The organism is Vibrio sp. RM-41-2B (assembly GCF_024744415.1).
Taxonomy (GTDB): Bacteria; Pseudomonadota; Gammaproteobacteria; order Enterobacterales; family Vibrionaceae; genus Vibrio; species Vibrio diabolicus.
This window is the reverse complement of the sequence record NZ_JAMQWD010000019.1, coordinates 214,196-231,542: the sequence shown is the minus strand read 5'-3', so window position 1 is coordinate 231,542 and position 17,347 is coordinate 214,196. Positions and strand designations below refer to the sequence as shown.

Here is a 17,347-nt window from a genome sequence, read left to right as displayed (position 1 = left end):
TACTCCTATAGTGACCACCTAGAGATCTCAGCGGTCACGAGTGACCACCCTAGCGTTTGCTCAAAGATAGCCACCAGCTTGGGGATACCGCTAAGATCTCTGTTGGTTTTGTCTGCTGTAATTCCTAGATTTTCGCTATGAGCCGTTAGAATTTCTCGTATCCATCACTTTCGCCGTACTTTAGAATGACTTCGTTTTCATCCCAACTACGCTTTACGACAATTCCTAAAGCTCTTTTATCTAAAGTATTTAATGCCTTTCTAAAGGCCATAGGGTTTCTTTGGATTAAATCCTTGAGGGACTCTTTCTGATAACTTATTTCATTGAGTTCTAGTTCTTCTTCAGATAAAGCAGCCTCAAACCTATTACCTTTATAAGCTTTTGATAATCTGCTGATAATTGGAAACCCATCCTTATCGAAATCGTCAGGCATTACCTCAAATCTCTTTAATAGCTTTTTTCTAAGCTTTTCTGCCGCCTTTTGATAATCACTCGACCACTCTTTCACATTAGGTAAACCAACCTCGATACAGGCTTTCTGAGCGTTCAAAATATGTAATCCTTGGGATTCACTGCAATCAAATAACTTAGCGGTTTTGCGCTTTGAAAGTGGTTCTAGGTTTTCCCCCTGCATCAAAGACTGCTTAAACTTGTTTTGCCATATCTCAGACTGATCTAAGGCTGTACCGTGTTCCACGTTCTTAGTAAGAGAATCCAGATAAGCCTCTGCTTCTGTATAGCCTCGATAAATTTTCACGGGGACTAAAAGGTTTTGGCTTGGGTTGTCTTTAAGGAACTTGTGGCATGCCTCTGTGCGGTGGAAACCGCTCACTACATACAACTCACCGTAAATATCATAGGCTTCTATTGGTTCCCTAATGCCATTACCGTTCTCTAAACTGGTAAGAATGTTTCTGAGTTGCCTTTGTCTACTGTTTTCTGAAGCTGCTCTGTCTGCTCTTTTAGCTATTAACTGTGTTTGTCTGCTTTGAAACCTTTCATCGAGAACAAGCTGTCTAGGGTCAATTTGCTCTAAAGTGCACTGTTTCATCATCGTTTACTGCTGGTATAACTCTATCTTGTGGTTGGTTAGTATGATTGAACCTCACAAACACTCTACCTCTTGATAATTGTGGGTAGGGGGGCGTTAGCTTCCGAGTTTGTTCCTACTTCGATTGCATCGCCCCCTGACGTTTACACAAAATGTGATTTACAAAAGTTCATTTTTTTAAGAGAGACGACCATACCAGTTGCCTACATGCGTTCGGATTACGGGTAGACCATCTTTTGCCGCTTTCTTTGCGTTTTTCACTGAACAGACAAACCATGCTTTGACTTCAGGTATGCGGTGGTAGTTGTCTATCTCGTTAAGTTCAACTTCTGGTAGGATAAAATCTTCAACTAATGTAGTTTGTTCCATGTTGTTATACCTTTGTAATTTTACTTTTGTGGAATAGCAGAGTAAGCAAGCATGTGAACTCTCTCGTTTAGAGGATGACCATTGTGTGCTTTTACCCACTCCCAAGAAACATTCATTGATTCGTTCAGTTCGTCCAATTTCTGCCATAAGTCTGCGTTAAGGACGGGTTTTCTGTCACTCCTACGCCAACCATTACGCTTCCAGCTACGTATCCATGTAGTAATGCCATTTTTTACATACTGGCTGTCTGTGTGGACTGTTATAGGGTTGTTCGGATATTTCTTATATATAACCTCTAACGCTTTAATTGCTGCCGTTAGTTCCATTCTGTTGCTGGTGGTCTTTCTTTCATGTCCAGAGCGTTCTAGTTTTTTGTCTGCTCTGGTTAGTATGAATGCCCAGCCGCCTATGCATTTCTGCGTAATACATGAACCGTCTGTGTAGGCGTTAATTACTTCTTTAGCGTTGCTAGTTACTGTTGTTTCCATTTTTCTCCTTACTCTTCTTTGATTCTGCGTAGAGGCGCTTAACCGTTGATTGAGAGATGTTAAGCTTCTCTGCGGTTTTGGATATGGACAATCCTTCATTCCTTAGCTTTGCCACTTTATCTGCACTTGCTTTGGCAGGACGACCAATAGTTTTGCCTTCAGCCCTTGCTCTTGCTTGACCCTCAATTGTTCGTTCTCTAATACGATCTTTTTCAAACTCAGCAAAAGCTAAAAACATTTTCAACATTAACTGACCTTCAGGGCTGTTTAGGTCGTTATGTGGTAAATCTAAACAGTGGATATTGATACCTTTGTCCATCAAAAGCTTGATCGTTTGTTGTACATCTATGTTGTCACGTCCCAAGCGGTCTAGCTTTAAGACCACCAGCGTGTCACCTGCAACAAGCTTGTGCTCAATAAGAATCCTGAAGCCTTTACGTTCCAAAGCACAAACACCACCTGATACAACATCTTCAACTACAAAAGCTTCGTTGACTTCATATCCTCTGTCTTTGAAGGCTTGTATTTGGTTCGCTGTTGTCTGCTCTGTTGTAGAGACTCGACAATAGAAATAAGTCCTCGTACTCATTAGCCCTCGCATACCACTCTGAAAAAGTAGTATGGATTTTATGAGCCTAGGTCAAAATGTCAAGGGGGTACTTATGAGACGTTTTTGTCTCATACTATGCGGGTAGGTTCGAAAACGAATGGTTTTTAGCTAGGGAGGCTTGTTGTTTTCGAATACAAGTTTTTAAACTACATTTTTCTGTTAGATATAGTCTGAATAGTAGCCCCTAATACACGTTGTAGAACGTAAGGGTTCAAGATTTTTCAAAATATTTCCTAGAACAGATCTTGCCAACCCTTTTAGGCCTTTGACAAAAGGCTTGATTGATAGAGTCAATTAAAGATATTAGCTCATCTTCTATAATCCAATAATCGTTTTTAGGGTAGTGTTCAATCTCAATCCCCAAGGCCTTAAATACAGGTCTCATTCGCTGCTGATGCTCAGCGTGCCTGAAGGGCCCGTTCGAGGCTGTTGTAGCTTTTTTGTTGGTCTTTTCAATTTCATTCTCAATATCTTTTAAGGCTTTAAAATAATTATCAGACACATCAATAGATCCTGAGATTGAGTCTTCAAATATTAAGTTAAACCAGTCAAAAACGTTAATTGCTGATAATTTAACTTTGTCCTTTTTAATAACTTCAAAGCTTAAATAATCTGAAAATGTCTTGAAGTGAGAGATGTGACTATTAAATGCGTTTGTATCTGCGGTATTTTTAAAGGTTTTTGCTGCAACAATAATACCTAAAGATGTGGCTATTGCAGCTAGGACTTCTACAGAACCAGTATAAAATGCTATTATATTGCCATAATAAGATTTTGCACGACTTAAACAGGCATCGTCGATACAGAAGCTTAATTCAAAATACGCGTTTTTGTAGCCTGTGTAGATAACAGAGATAATCGTAACAACGGTAATTATTGAAAATAGGATAATGACACCGTAGATTAATTTAAAAATGGCTGACTTTTTCATGAAGTTTCTTTAAAAGTTCTCTTTTGCTTGTTTGCTCGGAGCAATTTCTTTCAATTTACGTCTTATTTTCTGTGCTTCTTCCCTAAAACACTTTTTTCTACAGAGGACATTTAAACGTTCCTGTAACTTAAAAAAACTGGTTCTGTAACCTCTGGTATCTTTCTTTTCGGAGTAATTTCTCATCAAGCGATGATAGACAACTCTGGCTCGCTTTAAATCTTTTTCAGAAGGTAGAGGGCGTATATTTTGCAGTGTTTTTAAAAATTCTGAGTGTTTCTCGTGCTGTACCCTTTTGAGCTTATTAACTCTACCCATGCATCTCGCATAATCTTCTCGGTAGGAGTGGAGAGTTCTGTATCCGGGCTGGCTTGCTAGGATAGTTAAGTTGTGTACGGCTGCTCTAATTTTCCTTACTTCATTCGCAGGAAGTCTTGGTTCATTAAAGTTAACTCTTATACCGTGAATTGTTAGTGGCTCAGTTGATAGGTGATAAACCTTCGTTTTATCATTGTTTACTGGTAAATCTATTTCGTAGAGCATATTTGTTACAAGTTGCTGAACCATTGAAAAATCAAAGTTAGAAACATGCGAAGAGATGGATATATCGTCAACTAAACGAGTATACGTAAGGTTTTTTCTTTGAAGTCTTTTTACTAATTCAGGTTCGTGCTTCCAGAGTATTAAACTAGCTACATAACTTGAAGTTAACCCCCCTTGAACGATGTAATCACTCTTACAGCATAATTTAGCCAAAGTGAATGAAACATCCTTATCATAATGAAAGAAGTTAACGAACATATCTAAAACATGGTCGAAATGAATATTGTCAAAAAAGCTTTTGATATCCATTTTAAGTAGACTTTTAGCTCCGCAGTGTTGACCCGCACATGATATATAATCTTTCCTTTCTATTTGCTCCTTCGATATTTTTGTATTTGGTATAGATCCAAAAATGTAACTAGGCCATTTGACTAGTTTTTTGAATATATTATTGTTAATTTTTCTTTGAGCGCGTCGAACTTGAGGGTGAGGGCAGTATACAAGGCGTATCGAACCGTCCGATTTAGGCACTTTTTTTTCGAAATATTTCTGGCTTTCAGGCAGTGATATAATTGACTGGATTTCTTTAGCTGTCAGGCCTAGGGTCTTTTCTAGAGCTGCCATGGAGTTTATGGCATTTTTAGTGTTTAAACTTGGTTGTGATAAATACATTAGGTCACACAATATATTGAAGGCCTGACAATACTCATACTCCAGAGCACGTTATATAACTGTTACATTCGTTGGCTACTGTTTGGTTACTGCCAGTCATATAACAAAGTCAGGCCTAGTGAGGCTCTCTCGATACTCTACTCTAGGTAAGGCCGAGGGAGAGCCAAGGCGAGGGTGTGGCCTCCGCACATACTATCTGCACGAATGCAAACAGCGCTCCATAAAGAGCAAAGACCAAACAGCTTTTTAACCAATTGCAGTAAACTAAGCGGAACGCTAGTGCATGCTAAAGGTAGCATATTGTTGTGGTTTGTAAAATGCTTTCAATCATTAACTTGATGTAGTGCAAAAAATTGGTACAAAGCTAAAGAACCAACTATAATTAAATTATTGATATTAAATGGCTTTAACTTGGTAGCTTGCAATCGAGAGTTCGAATCTCTCACTCACCGCCACATTCTTGAATAAAGACGTCCTAGGACGTCTTTTTTTATGCCTATTATACTTCTAAATCAATAAGTTATCGTCCGATAACGTCCAAAGATGTCCTAGTTGGTTCGCCATTTTGGGGTATGACAAAGTGTATGTTTTAATCTTTCCCGACTTCGAGAATATACCATTTGAACCTGATTTGCTTAGCTCCTATTTAAGTGATTAGAAACTTAGGAATCACATGAGTTACAGCTTTGATTCTAAATAAATCAATAATTTAGGGTTAAGTGGTATGACGCGAAAAACCTAACTTTTTCTGAGTGTAGCTTAGTCATACCAGGGGGCAATATGTCGCACTTAATACATCGTCTGAAAGACAAGGAAATCGAACAAGCACAGGGCCGAGATCGAATCTATCGTTTACCTGATGGTGGTGGCCTCTATCTACTGGTGAAACCCAACAACCTCAAATACTGGGAGTTTCGTTACACAAAGCCAGGTACAAAAAACAGAACCTTCTTGGGATTGGGTAGCCTAGACATGCTCAAAGTTGATGGTGCTCGTGACAAAGCGTTTGAGATGCGCAAACTTCTGAAGGAAGGTATTGACCCTAAATTAGACAGGATCGAGAAGAGGACCCAGATTCAACAAGAGCAAGCTTGTACATTCAAGTCAGTCGCTGATGAATGGGTTAAGACCAAGACGAAACTAAAACCTAAGACCGTCCAAGGCAACTGGAGAAAGCTCGAGCTTTATGCATTTCCAAAGTTCGGTGAGATCCCGGTTAAATCACTGACGCCAATAATAGTTCAGGAGGCGTTTAGGCCAATTGCTCGTAGAGGCAAGTTGGGAGACAGTAAAACGCACCATCCAGTTGGTAAATGAAATCATGCGCTTTGCCATCAATAGCGGTTTGATCCAACACAATGTTCTATCTAGAGTTGGAGAAACGTTCGCTTATCCAGATGTAAAACATATGGCTGAACTTAAATCTGATGAACTAACAGAGCTACTACAGACAGTCGCAACTGCAAATATGCAGCTGGCTACCAAATGTTTAATTGAGTGGCAGATCCACACCATGACTAGACCAAGTGAAGCTGCTGGTGCTAGCTGGGATGAGATTGACACAGAAAATCGACTCTGGATTATTCCAGACACACGGATGAAAATGAAACGTGAACATCGCATTTATTTGGCTGAACAAAGGTACTGCCTTTGTGAATTAGTGAGAGCTGTATCTGTGTTTCAGTAAAAGTAGATGCAATCGCGCTGACGAGTTCTTCTGGTAAAATATCCCTAAGGTTTTGCTCAGCAAGAGCGAGTATTATTGCCTCGCGCGCAGCCAAGGTGTTTTTCTGGTTGCTGTGGCGACTGTAGCCATATGGTTTATCTCGCGTGTCTTTCTCTACGTCAAAGTACCGAACAACAACATCCAGATTACGCTGGATGGTTCGTATGTCTCTAACTAACCCGACTTCGTCAAGGCTTCTTTTGAGCTCTTGGGCTGTGACCTTTCTACTTTGTGTGGAATGCGCTTATACAGCTCAAAAGCAAAGCGGATGTGGTCCGCTGTGCTAGGTTTCGTGTATTTCGCCATAAGTGTTTTCTTTTCTTCAGGCAAAACAAACCAGTGCTTGACGCGTGTGCGAAAAACAATGGTGTAGTTATGCGTGGTTTTGAATAGAAACTAAATTACTTTGAGGAGCGGCATTACCTGCTGCATTGGATTGGGTATGACTGAAATGGTGATCGAGGATTCCTCTTGCAGGTGTATGTCCTCTAGGTGATATGTGTTTGAGATTGGTTTAATTCTGATCATAAAAACTTGATAGCATAGCTGATTATCCGAACTAGAGCTGCAGACATCTGTTTTTCCACTCAACTGATTTTGGTGGAAATATTTATTCTAAATGGATCAAGATATTGAATAAAAGAAGGTATTATTCGTAATGGCATGTTGTAGCATATATGCTAATCACTTGCTGTGAAGTAGTTGATGCTCATCAACCCCGCAAATGCTGCTCAAATATAGAGCAATCCGAAATGAGTAAATTATGAGATTAAAAGAAGCGCTGAGTGTACTGTCGAAATCATCTCCTTACGCAGTATCGACAGAGAGGGTCGAACAAAACAAAGGTAAACTTGACGAAGTAAAAGACTACCTTTATATCGACATGCCAATTGCAAAAGCTGTTGAGAAGCGAATCTCAAGTTTTTCAACTGATAAGCCAGAAGTCTTATTCTTATGTGGCAGTAGTGGTGATGGTAAGTCAGAGCTTTTAACTACTTGTAAGAAGAAATATAGAACGCGTGCACATTTCCACTTAGATGCTACACATAGCTTTGATCCTCGTGAAAATGCAATTCACACATTGGATAAGGTATTCTCGGACTATTTATCTCAATCAAAGCCTTTAGTTGTTGGTATCAATACTGGCATGCTTGGGAATTACGCAGAAGAAGGTAGTAATGAAGTCTTTAAGAACACGATTAGGGAGTACTTAGAGTCTGGCTCCGATGGCGATGGGATGTTCTTTATTGATTTTGAAAAATATCCCAAGTTTGTTATTGATGATAATGGATCCACTTCTGTCTTCGCGGAAAAGCTATTGAAAAAGCTAACCGCTGAAGAAGATAACTTGATTCGTCAGATTTTTGATAAAGATAAGCTTGAATACACAGATCTAGACTCTCGAAGGTTACAAGCAAATTATGAGTTACTGAGTTTACCCGCAGTGCAGCGTACCGTTGTTGATCTTCTTTTTAAAGCTCGCTTGATGAAAGATCAGTTTGTGACAGCTCGTTCCTTATTAGATTTCATATTCATGTTACTGGCTGGGCCGGGGTATTTGTTCGATAACCTTTTCTCCGGTGGGGACAATGAGCTAGCTAACAAGGTTGTCGAGTTCGATCCTGCTCACTTACGAACGAAGAAAATCGACAGATTCATATTAGCAAACGATTTAGACCTTCCTGATTCCGAATTTGAGGAATTTAAAAGCCACTTGAAAGAATTAGGTGTAGAAAAGTTAAAAGCCAGTCACTCATATTTGAGATTGTTTTATGTCTTGAAATATGAAAATTATGCTAACAATTATCATGAACGGTTCTCTCAAGACTTTAGTCAGTCATTGATAGAAGAGTACATTAGCATTTATCAAAAGCATCGAGAGTATGATAATAGTGATGAGTGTAGGAGTATAATTAGAGATTTTTGCAACAATACTTTGCGTACGGCTATTAGAAAATATAATAATCGTAACGCGCCTAATTTGCGTCAAAGTCAATATCTGATTTCAGAAAAAAATGGTTATCAGCTAGTTGTTAAATTGGATATAAAACCAGATTTGAAAAGTGTTCCTAGGCACCCTCCAACTCAAGTTTCTTACTTTACAGCCTGCATTAGTGTAAGTAATCAAAGCTTAACTTTACCCGTTAATATAAACTTACTGCAGCTAATGAAAAGAATAGTTGACGGGTATCGGCCAAATAAACATGACAAAAATACAGTAGTACTGCTGGATGAGCTTGTTGAAGAAATATCGAAAATAGCTAGTCAAGAAAAAACACTGCACATCATTAATGGTGAACAGCATATCACAGTCACCGATGATGAAGATGATAAGTATGAAGTGAGTGGTCTAAACAATGATTAAACAAAACCTTACTCCTCCTAGTAAGAATGCTTTTAGTTCATTTTTACCATTGAGAACGAAGGATAAGCACTATAAGTTTTGCTGGGACTCAGTATTAGGTTATTTCGTACACCTGTTATATAACAAATCTCTTTTTACAAAAAACATAGGTGACTTTAAATATTTGTGTGAAAAAAGTTTTTCTAAAAACTTGGAGAGTGACGATGCTGGTCTTTTGGATATTATAGAAAAGATGTATTTCCATAATGAAGAGTTATTTAAAATATCACCTGAGTTACTCATTTTTAAGGCGACTAAAGAAGAGCTTGATACTAATAGTAAGAAGCTAGGTGATATGTACGCAGGAATACTAAATGGCTTTACAGTAGAGAGTTCTTCGGTGGCTAACCTTAATTTTCTTGAACGAGAGATTAAAAATGAATTTGATAAATTCCACGTATCAGGGAAAAAAGAAACGCCAAAAGTAGCGGAAACCTACCTCCCTTTTATTTCTGAGTATTTCAAAAAAGATTTGCAATTTCTAAATATGAAACCCGACTACCTTCTCAATAACTTTATGGCAGTTATACGATTGTATGGATTTCTATATATATCTCAGATGGCACTAAATATTAAAAATTGGGCGCATGGTGAACCAGTAAGTAAACCTTGCTTTTTTATTGTTGATAATGAAAGAGCAAGTGAGGAACGGTCGCAAGTCAAAAATTACGGTTACGCTCAGCTGCATGATTGCTTGAGTTATTTATTTCCATATCTATTCATAAATGAGGCATTGCAAGAAAAAAATAACGTGCAGCCGTTGTGGAGGCTTTTCGAAAACATCAATGGTAGCCACATTGATAACTTAAACCAATTTGGTGAAGAGTTTATTGCCGACCGTACGGAGAGGAAGTGCTACAACATTGAATTAAATTGGCAGCATAGTGAAGATAAAGAACTTGTTCTAACTCAGCTTCTAGAGGCGTCGTATGTACAGTTTCATAGAAAGAAAGGTCGGCTAGCGACGTATAATGACACTGCTGTTAAAGGCACATTAAGGAGTATTCTCGATCCTTTTATCCAAAATAGGCGGCGTGGCGGGAACGTACTAGCAATCAATCAAGATTATATTGTCTTACTTACCAATTTAGTTATTGGTGAAAGAGAAAAACTTCGCTTTCATGAGGTGATTAAAGAGTTCGAAGCTAGAGGAGTTTACTTCGACAAACAGAGTCAACAGAATCTCGTTGATTTTTATGAGCGCATGGGCAACGTAGAGAGAATGAGTGACAGTGGAGATGCAGTATATGTCAGACCAACAGTTTAATAAGTTCCTAGTCTCCCACTTTAGCCAATGGGCAAAATCAGAGTTGAAGGTAGGCTTTCGTTATCAGTTTACTTGCCCCGATAATGGAAAAGGGCTAGGGCTATATAATGCATTCTTGGATATCGCTGATAGCAGTGTTGAAGTTAGAGGAATTGAATTAAAGACTATCAATTATGGAAATGTTGAGCTTATTCCAGTTTACGAAGGAAAGAGCTTTACCGAAAATTACATTGCTCATTTACGTGATGAAGTATCTGCGATGGAAGGCTCCGCTAAAGGTACGGCATTACTGATCATTCATAACTCTATGTTAGATACTCTTCGAAACTCTACTGAAGATGTCGCCCAGCCTGGCTTCGTGTGGCATCCCGAAAATATTAGAGACCTACTACATAAAGAAATTGATCAGAATAACGAGAAAGCAAAAATCTCTGAGTGTTTGCTTAACTATCATTTTAATGAAATTCAAGATGACAACGCTACAATGTTTGGTTTTGAAAAACTCTACGGTGCTATTGCCGACGGAGATCTTCAGTTTCAAGAACTAGGGTTACTCAAAGATGATCAGCTTTCAGAGGAAGGCTGGGAAGGTGATCAAATCGTTGAACGCCTTAAGGAAAACAAAACACTTAGTGACAAGATAGAGTTTATAACCCACCACTTTTCTAATGAGTTACAAGATAAGCTTGCATCGTTAGATTTTGGTGAAAAGTTTATAAAAGAGCACTTTCCTGATGAGAACATTGAGCAGTATAAAGAAAACCTAGACCTAGGTGAATGCTTTGCTGAACAAGAAAGAAATCGAACCAATTTATTGGAATTAGAAAGCGTTACGAGCCACCATACTGATTTCTTGAGTAAGTCTAAATCAGACAAAGGAGCTGGTGCTAGAGAAAGGCACATAGTGTTGGTATTAGAGCCGGAACAAGATGAATTTGAGTTAGATCTTTGCTTCATAAATCAGAAGTTAAGAGATAGCTTTTGCAAAATTCAACATAACTCAAAACAGCCACCTATAGACATCGTTATTAAGAATCTAGGCGGTGTTCGGAGTCGAGCTTTACTAACTGGGTCATTTGACGGGCAACCTCGGTTTTTTACCTTTCAAGTCAAAACAGACAAGCCAAAAGAAACTCATAAATTTCGTGTCTTAGTCATTAGGAAAGGTGATTTTTATGTGGATGCCTTTAGGCATACTTATCTCATTGATCCATTGAAAAAATGGATAACACTTCAAACGGATGAACAAAGCCTTAAAATTAGCGAGCTGTTAGAACAAAGTGTTTTGGCAGAAAATGATCAGGTATTTGAAACTACAGCTACGGGGTTAGTTGACTTCAAAATTTTCGCTAGAGACTCTGATGATATTACCTTTACAGTGGAAAGTGGGGGAAATCAGCTAAAATTTAATGTTGAAGGTGAAGTTGCAACCGATTCTCTATCGCTACCATTAATGTTAGATCAGAGCCGCTTCAAAGATCTTTTCGATGACGCTTACTTTGGTAGGTATAACCGTTCAAAAGAGAAAGTGCTTATCGATGAGAAAGAAGTTGCTCCAAAGGGAAAGCGTCTATCATTACTTCAGCAAGAAGCTAAGCTACTTGATAATAGAGTTATGGCATCATGTGAGAACGATGTAGATCTTCATTTATCTGATTTGAATGAAAGCTTCCGTGAACTTTACAGTGCCTATGAAGCTTTATTTAACTATTTAAGCCGGGAAAAAACACTACTTAGCTTAGCTAGTTGGGGAGGTAACCTTACAAAATTGGTAGATCGGGTAGTTGCGGCCTACCAAACAGAGATAGACAGCATACCGTATCATGCCCCACTGAATGCTGAGCATAAGCAGCTAATGGATATAGGCTTTGTTGATATAGATGGTGAAACCTTAATCACACCGTACCATCCATTGGTGCTAGCCTATAATGCGAACTTAGCGGCGGAGTTGAAAACAGATAAGTCTGGTGCAAAGAGCTTCATAAAATTACCACCAGTTACGATTCAGAGGTTAACTGCGCAAGGACTTCTTCCATTTGTTTATGACCCAGTTAGTGACTTTGCTTATAACCATTCGATTAAAGAAAACGTATTTTGGTCAAAATTAGTTCCTCAGAAAGATAGTAGCTATGATTATGTGCGCAGTTTAGTTAAGGACAAGGTTAGTAAATTTTCGGTCGCTTTTAAGCATCTGTTTGTTGCGGGCAACAAAACTACATTGATCATCAACTCTGTTAATAACGGTGAAAACAAAGAAGTTTTCTTAGGCTTGATCGACTTCATCAAACTTAAGAAAGACAAAGTTACTAAAATTCACGTCAACTTATACGATAAATCAGAAACTTATAGTTGGTTTGATCAGTTTGCTGATTCTGCAAGCTATGACGAATTAAAAGACTTATGTGAGCTCAATATAGGCTCTGCTAAAGGACAAGCAGATAGTATTATCGACCTGCTTAGGACGCGCTTAACGTATAGCAAATATAAGCATGAAGATGGAAAAAAAGAGCAATCCTACGCTCATATGAGCTTTTTCAAAAACAACGAACGTGTCCAAGCTACCGATGTTGATGTTTTACAACAAACTAGCGGCGTGGTCTGTAACGGCCTTATGCCGGGCGAGGCTGCAACCAATAAGAATGGCAGTTATTACACTTCGTTTGGTTTACAGGGTGTTGATTTAGACAGTGCTCCTCAGATAAAAATGGCTGCTAAATATGGCGGGCTAGTTAAACCAGCGAAACGTCAACATGAAGAGTATGGAGACGCTAAATCGCAAGCGTTAGTGGTTACAGAAAGCTTCAAAGTATTATTAGAGCGGGCGTATGAAAACTCTATTTGGACGACGATCATTGATCCTAAAGTGACACTGGAGTTTTTTGAAAGCCAGAAGAATATGGTTCTGATCCATTACTCTGATAACTACACGAATTCAGTCAATTACGACGCTATAACAGTAACTAAGCAAACTGACCTATATCATAAAGTATTAGAAAATGATGAAGGCGGAATCATCGAAGAGTTTAACGCGTTTAACGGAGAATGGCTTCTTAATTTAGTTACTGCATCAGATAATGAACGGAAAGAGAAGCGTGGAATAATATGTGCGTACAAGTATATTAATTGCTTAGTTGCCAACTCGAATATTACTTGGGTTCCCCTTTCTATAGCTGAGATAGTTCGTGTTGCTGGAAACCTTGGTCTGAACATGACTGATAGCGATTTGTCTCGCCATGCTCAAGGATTTAAGAAGGGAATAATCTCGGATGACATATTGTTTGTCGGCTTTAAAGATCAACAAATGATCTTATTGCCTGTAGAAGTAAAAACAGGCAAGAGGCAAACACACAGTAAAGGTGTAGAGCAAGTCCAGGAACTTAAGCGCTACTTTGAGTCATTGCTGGGGCAGCAAAACCTGGCAGGAAACCTTTACCGCGGTTTATTCATGCGTCAGGTTATGATGCAAATCGATAAATACAAGCTCTACAATGTTTACGAGAAGGGCTATTTTGACGTTATCGAAGATAACAATGCTTATTGGTTGCAGGGCGATTATCAATTAGCTGAGCTGGTGGATTATCCAGCAGGCTTCTTGTTCGTAAACGTCGAAGACAGCAATTTTAGTAAAGCTTCGTTCATGAAGGTTCATGACATACTAAAAGTTGAGTTACCTGCAGGCAATTTGGGGCACTGGGTCCGAACACCAATGCGAACGCTATTCTCAGAGCTAACACCAGCCAAGCTTCACCATATTGATGGTAGATATATCTTAGAAAGCGATTGCGAGATCCGAACTTTAATCTCTGAAGATTTACCCGGCAAACAAGATGACAACCTTGAAGAGTGTGATGATAAAGATTCTAAGTTGAAGAATCAGTCTGATAATGAAGGTGTGGAGTCTCTTGATAAAGAAGAACCGCCCAAAGTTGAGCCTGTAGAATCTGCTAGAAAAACAATGTCGATTGAAGAACTGGAATCAATATACCAGCAAATTATTGATTGCTATTACAGTCACAAAATCACTTTGCTTAAACCAGATAATATGGAGCCATTTATAGAAGGACCTGCATCTATATTGTTTAGAGTTGGTTTGAACTTAGGTGATAAGCCAGAAAATGTTTTTGCTAAGTCTCAATCGTTGAAATTGGCATTGAAGCTAGGGCAAGAGCAGGATATTGGTTTCGGCATTGATAGAGGTTGCATCACGATTGATGTTCCAAAGAGCCAAGAGCAGCGTTACTTTGTTGATCAGAATGATATTTGGCCTAACTGGGAACGACCTGAAAGTGCTCTGGAAGTGCCATTGGGTGAAGACCGCTTTGGCGACGTAATCAAGCTTAACTTCTCATCATCTAATTGCCCTCATTTATTGATTGGTGGTACTACGGGGAGTGGTAAATCAGAAGCTTTGAATACGATCTTGTACGGAATGGTAGAACATTATAGTGCTGATGAGCTTAACTTAATGCTGGTTGACCCTAAGGGGACAGAGCTTAATGATTTTGAGCGCTACCCTCATTTGTTAGGGCGAATTGGCTTTGACGATGAAGATGCGTTGGAGCTGCTTCAGCAAGCTGTCGAAGAGATGCAGTCAAGATATAAGAAGTTTAAAGCTCAAAGTGTTCGCTCGTTACCTGATTACAATGCAAAGGTAAGCGAAGAAGAGCGAATTCCTTGGTGGGTGTTGGTACTTGATGAATATGCAGACCTAACGTCTGATAAAGACATGAAGAAAGACATTGAAGCTGAGTTGAAACGTTTGGCACAAAAAGCCCGTGCAGCGGGTATTCATTTAATCATTGCCACGCAGAAACCAAGTGGTGATGTGATTAGTACAAATTTACGTTCTAACCTTCCAGCTCAACTAGCCTTAAGAGTTAAAAATGGTACAGAAAGTCGTGTTATTTTGGATGAGCTCGGTGCTGAAGTACTTAATGGTAAAGGGGATGCTTACCTTAAATCAGAAGGTAAGTTAGTTAGAATTCAATGTGCAAGAGTAGTGTTGTGAGCACTACTCTTTAACATCAAACAGCTTACTAACGAGAGAACTTTCGAACTAAAGTCACCATAAAGAGGCTAGTTAGCAACAGTCCCAATAAGGCTTGGGCTGTTGCCACAAATCTTACGGCCCCAACAGGGGAGAAGTCTCCATACCCTAATGTAGTAAATGTTACCAAAGCAAAGTACACACTAGTCCCAAACTCTCCTTTGATAGTTGTGTTTCCATCATGTATCCCAAATATGTAATAGATGACTACAGATATACCCATAACAATTAAAGACGTAAGAAACACACGCCAAGGAGACTCACCATAGAGAGCTGTATATTTGAAAAGTTTAAGTAATGGTTTTTTAAACCAAATACTTTCATAAGTCAAAATATCATTTTCTTTAATGAATATATCAGCAGCTTCTTGAGTTTGACCAGCACGCTCATATTGTAATCGACAATCTACTAGTAGCTTTTTATAATTTTCCTTCTCAGTCTTAGCACTGTCTTTTCCATAATTTTTATCTAATTCATAATAGTCTTCAGCATCTATAGCTTTTTTGAATGTTCTAGCCGATTCTTTGTACATATAGTTTTGTGAAAAAAGTCTAGCAGCAATAGAAAAATACCTTTTGGCCTTCTTTTTCTCATGTGTTTCTAAACATTTTTCGCCAGCTACCTCCCAGTCTTTCGCATTTACTTGATCATCTTTTTGCTTGAATCCTGATTCAGCTATTAATAGGGCACACTTAGCCTCTAAATCTCGGTCTCTATTTTCGAAAGATTCTAGTTTATTAAGAATCTGCTTAAGTTTTTCAAAGTCTGACTCACTTACCGAGCTAGGCTCTATAGTTAATAGCTGTTGTTCACTCTCTGTTATGTGTGAAACAATTTCCGAAGAAATACTACCTTTAGCATCTTTAGTACTGGAGGCTAGTTTCCAACTATGTTTAGATGAAATGGAAAGTTCAGGTTTATTATTTTTGACCCACTCTATGAGGTGGTCTAGTTCACCTTTGACTATCTCGGTGATTTCTTCTTCGCTCAAATCGTCAAATTCAGGATCTAGTTCATTGTTATCAAACTTTTCTATAATAAAGCCAATAAATCTTTGAGCACCATTTACTCGATTAGCGCGATTTTCTGATAAAAGACTTATTATCTCGTCAGAATAGTCAGAATAGAACTCTTTAAAATTCATTATCGATCATCCTCATTACTAATCTTACTATTAATGGACGAAATAAGCTCTTCTAGAGTTTCTTCCAAAGCAGAATCAAGGTCATCATTGGGAATGTTATTTATAAAGCTAATAAATCTATTAATATGAGCTAATTTACTTTTATTGCTCCTAGGAAGGTCTGGCAATGATGAGAGGGTTGCTTCTCTAGACTTTAAAAGAGCAGAATGCTCGGGGATTTCAAGGTGGCGGTTGAAGGTTCTAGCATCTGCTGGGTTATTGATTTCTGCTCTGATTTTTCCTTTTGTGGGTAACAAATGATCCAAAAGAACTTCATAGGTTTCTTCGTTAGAAAAGGCTTGCCCATTCCAATCTAACCATGCTCTAGATACTTTGTTTGATAGAAACTCAAGCAATAAAGCATAGTGTTTAGTTAAAGTTCGTGCTGGACGGCATTCTTTCATTTGAAGGAACGCAAGGTAACCTTCATATCTTCTTTCAGCATCAGATGAAGATATCCCAAGCAGTGAAGCAATTTCAGTAAATGTTCTGCTTTGTTTACATAGTTTATATACTAATTTAGCGGATTGTACACCTTGCCATTTTTTAGGGCCGGAGACATGCCTAATTCCCATAAGGCTGGCTGATAATGTAGTTATTTTATCAGGGTCTTTTGTAGTAATACAACAGACATTGATGTTACTAAACTGTGACTTTAACTCGTCGTCTATGTCAATCGTACCGGCAAGATAATCATTATAGAGCCCCTTTAATGCAGCAGTTCTTCTATTTCCTTCGATAACGATGTATAGCTTTTGAGTTGATGAAATAGTGTCTACTTCTTTTACAACTATTCTATCGACTTCTATAAATCCATTGTTGAGAATTGATTCGCGTAGCTCATCAATATTTTCGTACTCAAGCCTCTCTAAAGTCTCATTTTGATGAAGTAAATAATCTTCTTCTGGGATTGCGTCTTCTGTTAAAGCCACATCTAAACGTAGATTATTGGGATCCAAGAGTAGCTGTTTTATAGTAACAACTCTATTTTCGATATCCATAAAAGCACCTTAACTGTATGTTTATTATAACTATACAGTTAAGGTTATTTATTTTAAA

At 38.5% G+C, this 17,347-nt stretch carries 13 protein-coding genes and 1 tRNA gene; 6 read left to right on the top strand and 8 right to left on the bottom strand.

All coding sequences use genetic code 11. From position 1 onward, the window contains the following. Positions 1 to 145: 145 nt before the first annotated feature. The 6 genes from NB463_RS14020 to NB463_RS13995 all read right to left on the bottom strand — a co-directional run bounded on the left by NB463_RS14020 (position 146) and on the right by NB463_RS13995 (position 4,661). Positions 146 to 1,054, bottom strand: a complete 909-nt coding sequence (locus NB463_RS14020; RefSeq protein WP_025592912.1) for a hypothetical protein — start codon at positions 1,052 to 1,054, stop codon at positions 146 to 148. A gap of 174 nt (positions 1,055 to 1,228) precedes the next feature. Further along, positions 1,229 to 1,420, bottom strand: coding sequence for a hypothetical protein (locus tag NB463_RS14015; RefSeq protein ID WP_005459836.1), 192 nt, complete (start codon positions 1,418 to 1,420; stop codon positions 1,229 to 1,231). 20 nt (positions 1,421 to 1,440) lie between these two features. After that, positions 1,441 to 1,908 (bottom strand): ribonuclease HI, encoded by a 468-nt coding sequence (gene rnhA / locus NB463_RS14010; RefSeq protein ID WP_025592914.1) that lies wholly within the window; start codon positions 1,906 to 1,908, stop codon positions 1,441 to 1,443. Beyond that, positions 1,889 to 2,497 (bottom strand): recombinase family protein, encoded by a 609-nt coding sequence (locus tag NB463_RS14005; protein ID WP_005459841.1) that lies wholly within the window; start codon positions 2,495 to 2,497, stop codon positions 1,889 to 1,891. The genes rnhA and NB463_RS14005 overlap by 20 nt, the downstream gene beginning before the upstream one ends. Positions 2,498 to 2,729: 232 nt before the next feature. Beyond that, positions 2,730 to 3,449, bottom strand: a complete 720-nt coding sequence (locus tag NB463_RS14000; RefSeq protein ID WP_258430653.1) for a retron Ec48 family effector membrane protein — start codon at positions 3,447 to 3,449, stop codon at positions 2,730 to 2,732. A gap of 9 nt (positions 3,450 to 3,458) precedes the next feature. Beyond that, entirely contained in the window at positions 3,459 to 4,661 is a 1,203-nt protein-coding gene (locus NB463_RS13995; protein ID WP_005495789.1) for a reverse transcriptase family protein, read from the bottom strand. 333 nt (positions 4,662 to 4,994) lie between these two features. Here NB463_RS13995 and NB463_RS13990 point away from each other — a divergent pair. The 6 genes from NB463_RS13990 to dptH all read left to right on the top strand — a co-directional run bounded on the left by NB463_RS13990 (position 4,995) and on the right by dptH (position 15,066). Next, positions 4,995 to 5,116: transfer RNA gene (locus NB463_RS13990), tRNA-OTHER, on the top strand. Between the two features lie 325 nt (positions 5,117 to 5,441). Further along, positions 5,442 to 5,978: an integrase arm-type DNA-binding domain-containing protein gene (locus NB463_RS13985; RefSeq protein WP_258430652.1), complete on the top strand. Its 537-nt coding sequence runs from the start codon at positions 5,442 to 5,444 to the stop codon at positions 5,976 to 5,978. Positions 5,979 to 5,982: 4 nt separating this feature from the next. Next, positions 5,983 to 6,348 carry a tyrosine-type recombinase/integrase gene (locus NB463_RS13980; RefSeq protein ID WP_258430651.1) on the top strand — a complete coding sequence of 122 codons (366 nt, stop codon included), beginning with the start codon at positions 5,983 to 5,985 and terminating at the stop codon, positions 6,346 to 6,348. Positions 6,349 to 7,150: 802 nt separating this feature from the next. Beyond that, positions 7,151 to 8,752: a DNA phosphorothioation-dependent restriction protein DptF gene (dptF, locus tag NB463_RS13975; protein ID WP_258430650.1), complete on the top strand. Its 1,602-nt coding sequence runs from the start codon at positions 7,151 to 7,153 to the stop codon at positions 8,750 to 8,752. After that, entirely contained in the window at positions 8,745 to 10,058 is a 1,314-nt protein-coding gene (gene dptG / locus NB463_RS13970; RefSeq protein WP_258430649.1) for a DNA phosphorothioation-dependent restriction protein DptG, read from the top strand. Before dptF ends, dptG begins: the two co-directional genes overlap by 8 nt. After that, positions 10,039 to 15,066: a DNA phosphorothioation-dependent restriction protein DptH gene (dptH, locus tag NB463_RS13965; RefSeq protein ID WP_258430648.1), complete on the top strand. Its 5,028-nt coding sequence runs from the start codon at positions 10,039 to 10,041 to the stop codon at positions 15,064 to 15,066. The genes dptG and dptH overlap by 20 nt, the downstream gene beginning before the upstream one ends. Positions 15,067 to 15,094: 28 nt before the next feature. On the opposite strand, the gene NB463_RS13960 is transcribed toward dptH, so the two are convergent. Next, positions 15,095 to 16,249 carry a potassium channel family protein gene (locus tag NB463_RS13960; RefSeq protein ID WP_258430647.1) on the bottom strand — a complete coding sequence of 385 codons (1,155 nt, stop codon included), beginning with the start codon at positions 16,247 to 16,249 and terminating at the stop codon, positions 15,095 to 15,097. Beyond that, positions 16,249 to 17,289, bottom strand: a complete 1,041-nt coding sequence (locus NB463_RS13955; RefSeq protein WP_258430646.1) for a ParB/RepB/Spo0J family partition protein — start codon at positions 17,287 to 17,289, stop codon at positions 16,249 to 16,251. Before NB463_RS13955 ends, NB463_RS13960 begins: the two co-directional genes overlap by 1 nt. Positions 17,290 to 17,347: the final 58 nt, after the last annotated feature.

Coding starts and splice junctions, on each gene's coding strand:
- NB463_RS14020 (WP_025592912.1), bottom strand. CDS start 1,054: ATGATGAAACAGTGCACTTTAGAGCAAATTGACCCTAGACAGCTTGTT.
- NB463_RS14015 (WP_005459836.1), bottom strand. CDS start 1,420: ATGGAACAAACTACATTAGTTGAAGATTTTATCCTACCAGAAGTTGAA.
- rnhA (WP_025592914.1), bottom strand. CDS start 1,908: ATGGAAACAACAGTAACTAGCAACGCTAAAGAAGTAATTAACGCCTAC.
- NB463_RS14005 (WP_005459841.1), bottom strand. CDS start 2,497: ATGAGTACGAGGACTTATTTCTATTGTCGAGTCTCTACAACAGAGCAG.
- NB463_RS14000 (WP_258430653.1), bottom strand. CDS start 3,449: ATGAAAAAGTCAGCCATTTTTAAATTAATCTACGGTGTCATTATCCTA.
- NB463_RS13995 (WP_005495789.1), bottom strand. CDS start 4,661: ATGTATTTATCACAACCAAGTTTAAACACTAAAAATGCCATAAACTCC.
- NB463_RS13985 (WP_258430652.1), top strand. CDS start 5,442: ATGTCGCACTTAATACATCGTCTGAAAGACAAGGAAATCGAACAAGCA.
- NB463_RS13980 (WP_258430651.1), top strand. CDS start 5,983: ATGCGCTTTGCCATCAATAGCGGTTTGATCCAACACAATGTTCTATCT.
- dptF (WP_258430650.1), top strand. CDS start 7,151: ATGAGATTAAAAGAAGCGCTGAGTGTACTGTCGAAATCATCTCCTTAC.
- dptG (WP_258430649.1), top strand. CDS start 8,745: ATGATTAAACAAAACCTTACTCCTCCTAGTAAGAATGCTTTTAGTTCA.
- dptH (WP_258430648.1), top strand. CDS start 10,039: ATGTCAGACCAACAGTTTAATAAGTTCCTAGTCTCCCACTTTAGCCAA.
- NB463_RS13960 (WP_258430647.1), bottom strand. CDS start 16,249: ATGAATTTTAAAGAGTTCTATTCTGACTATTCTGACGAGATAATAAGT.
- NB463_RS13955 (WP_258430646.1), bottom strand. CDS start 17,289: ATGGATATCGAAAATAGAGTTGTTACTATAAAACAGCTACTCTTGGAT.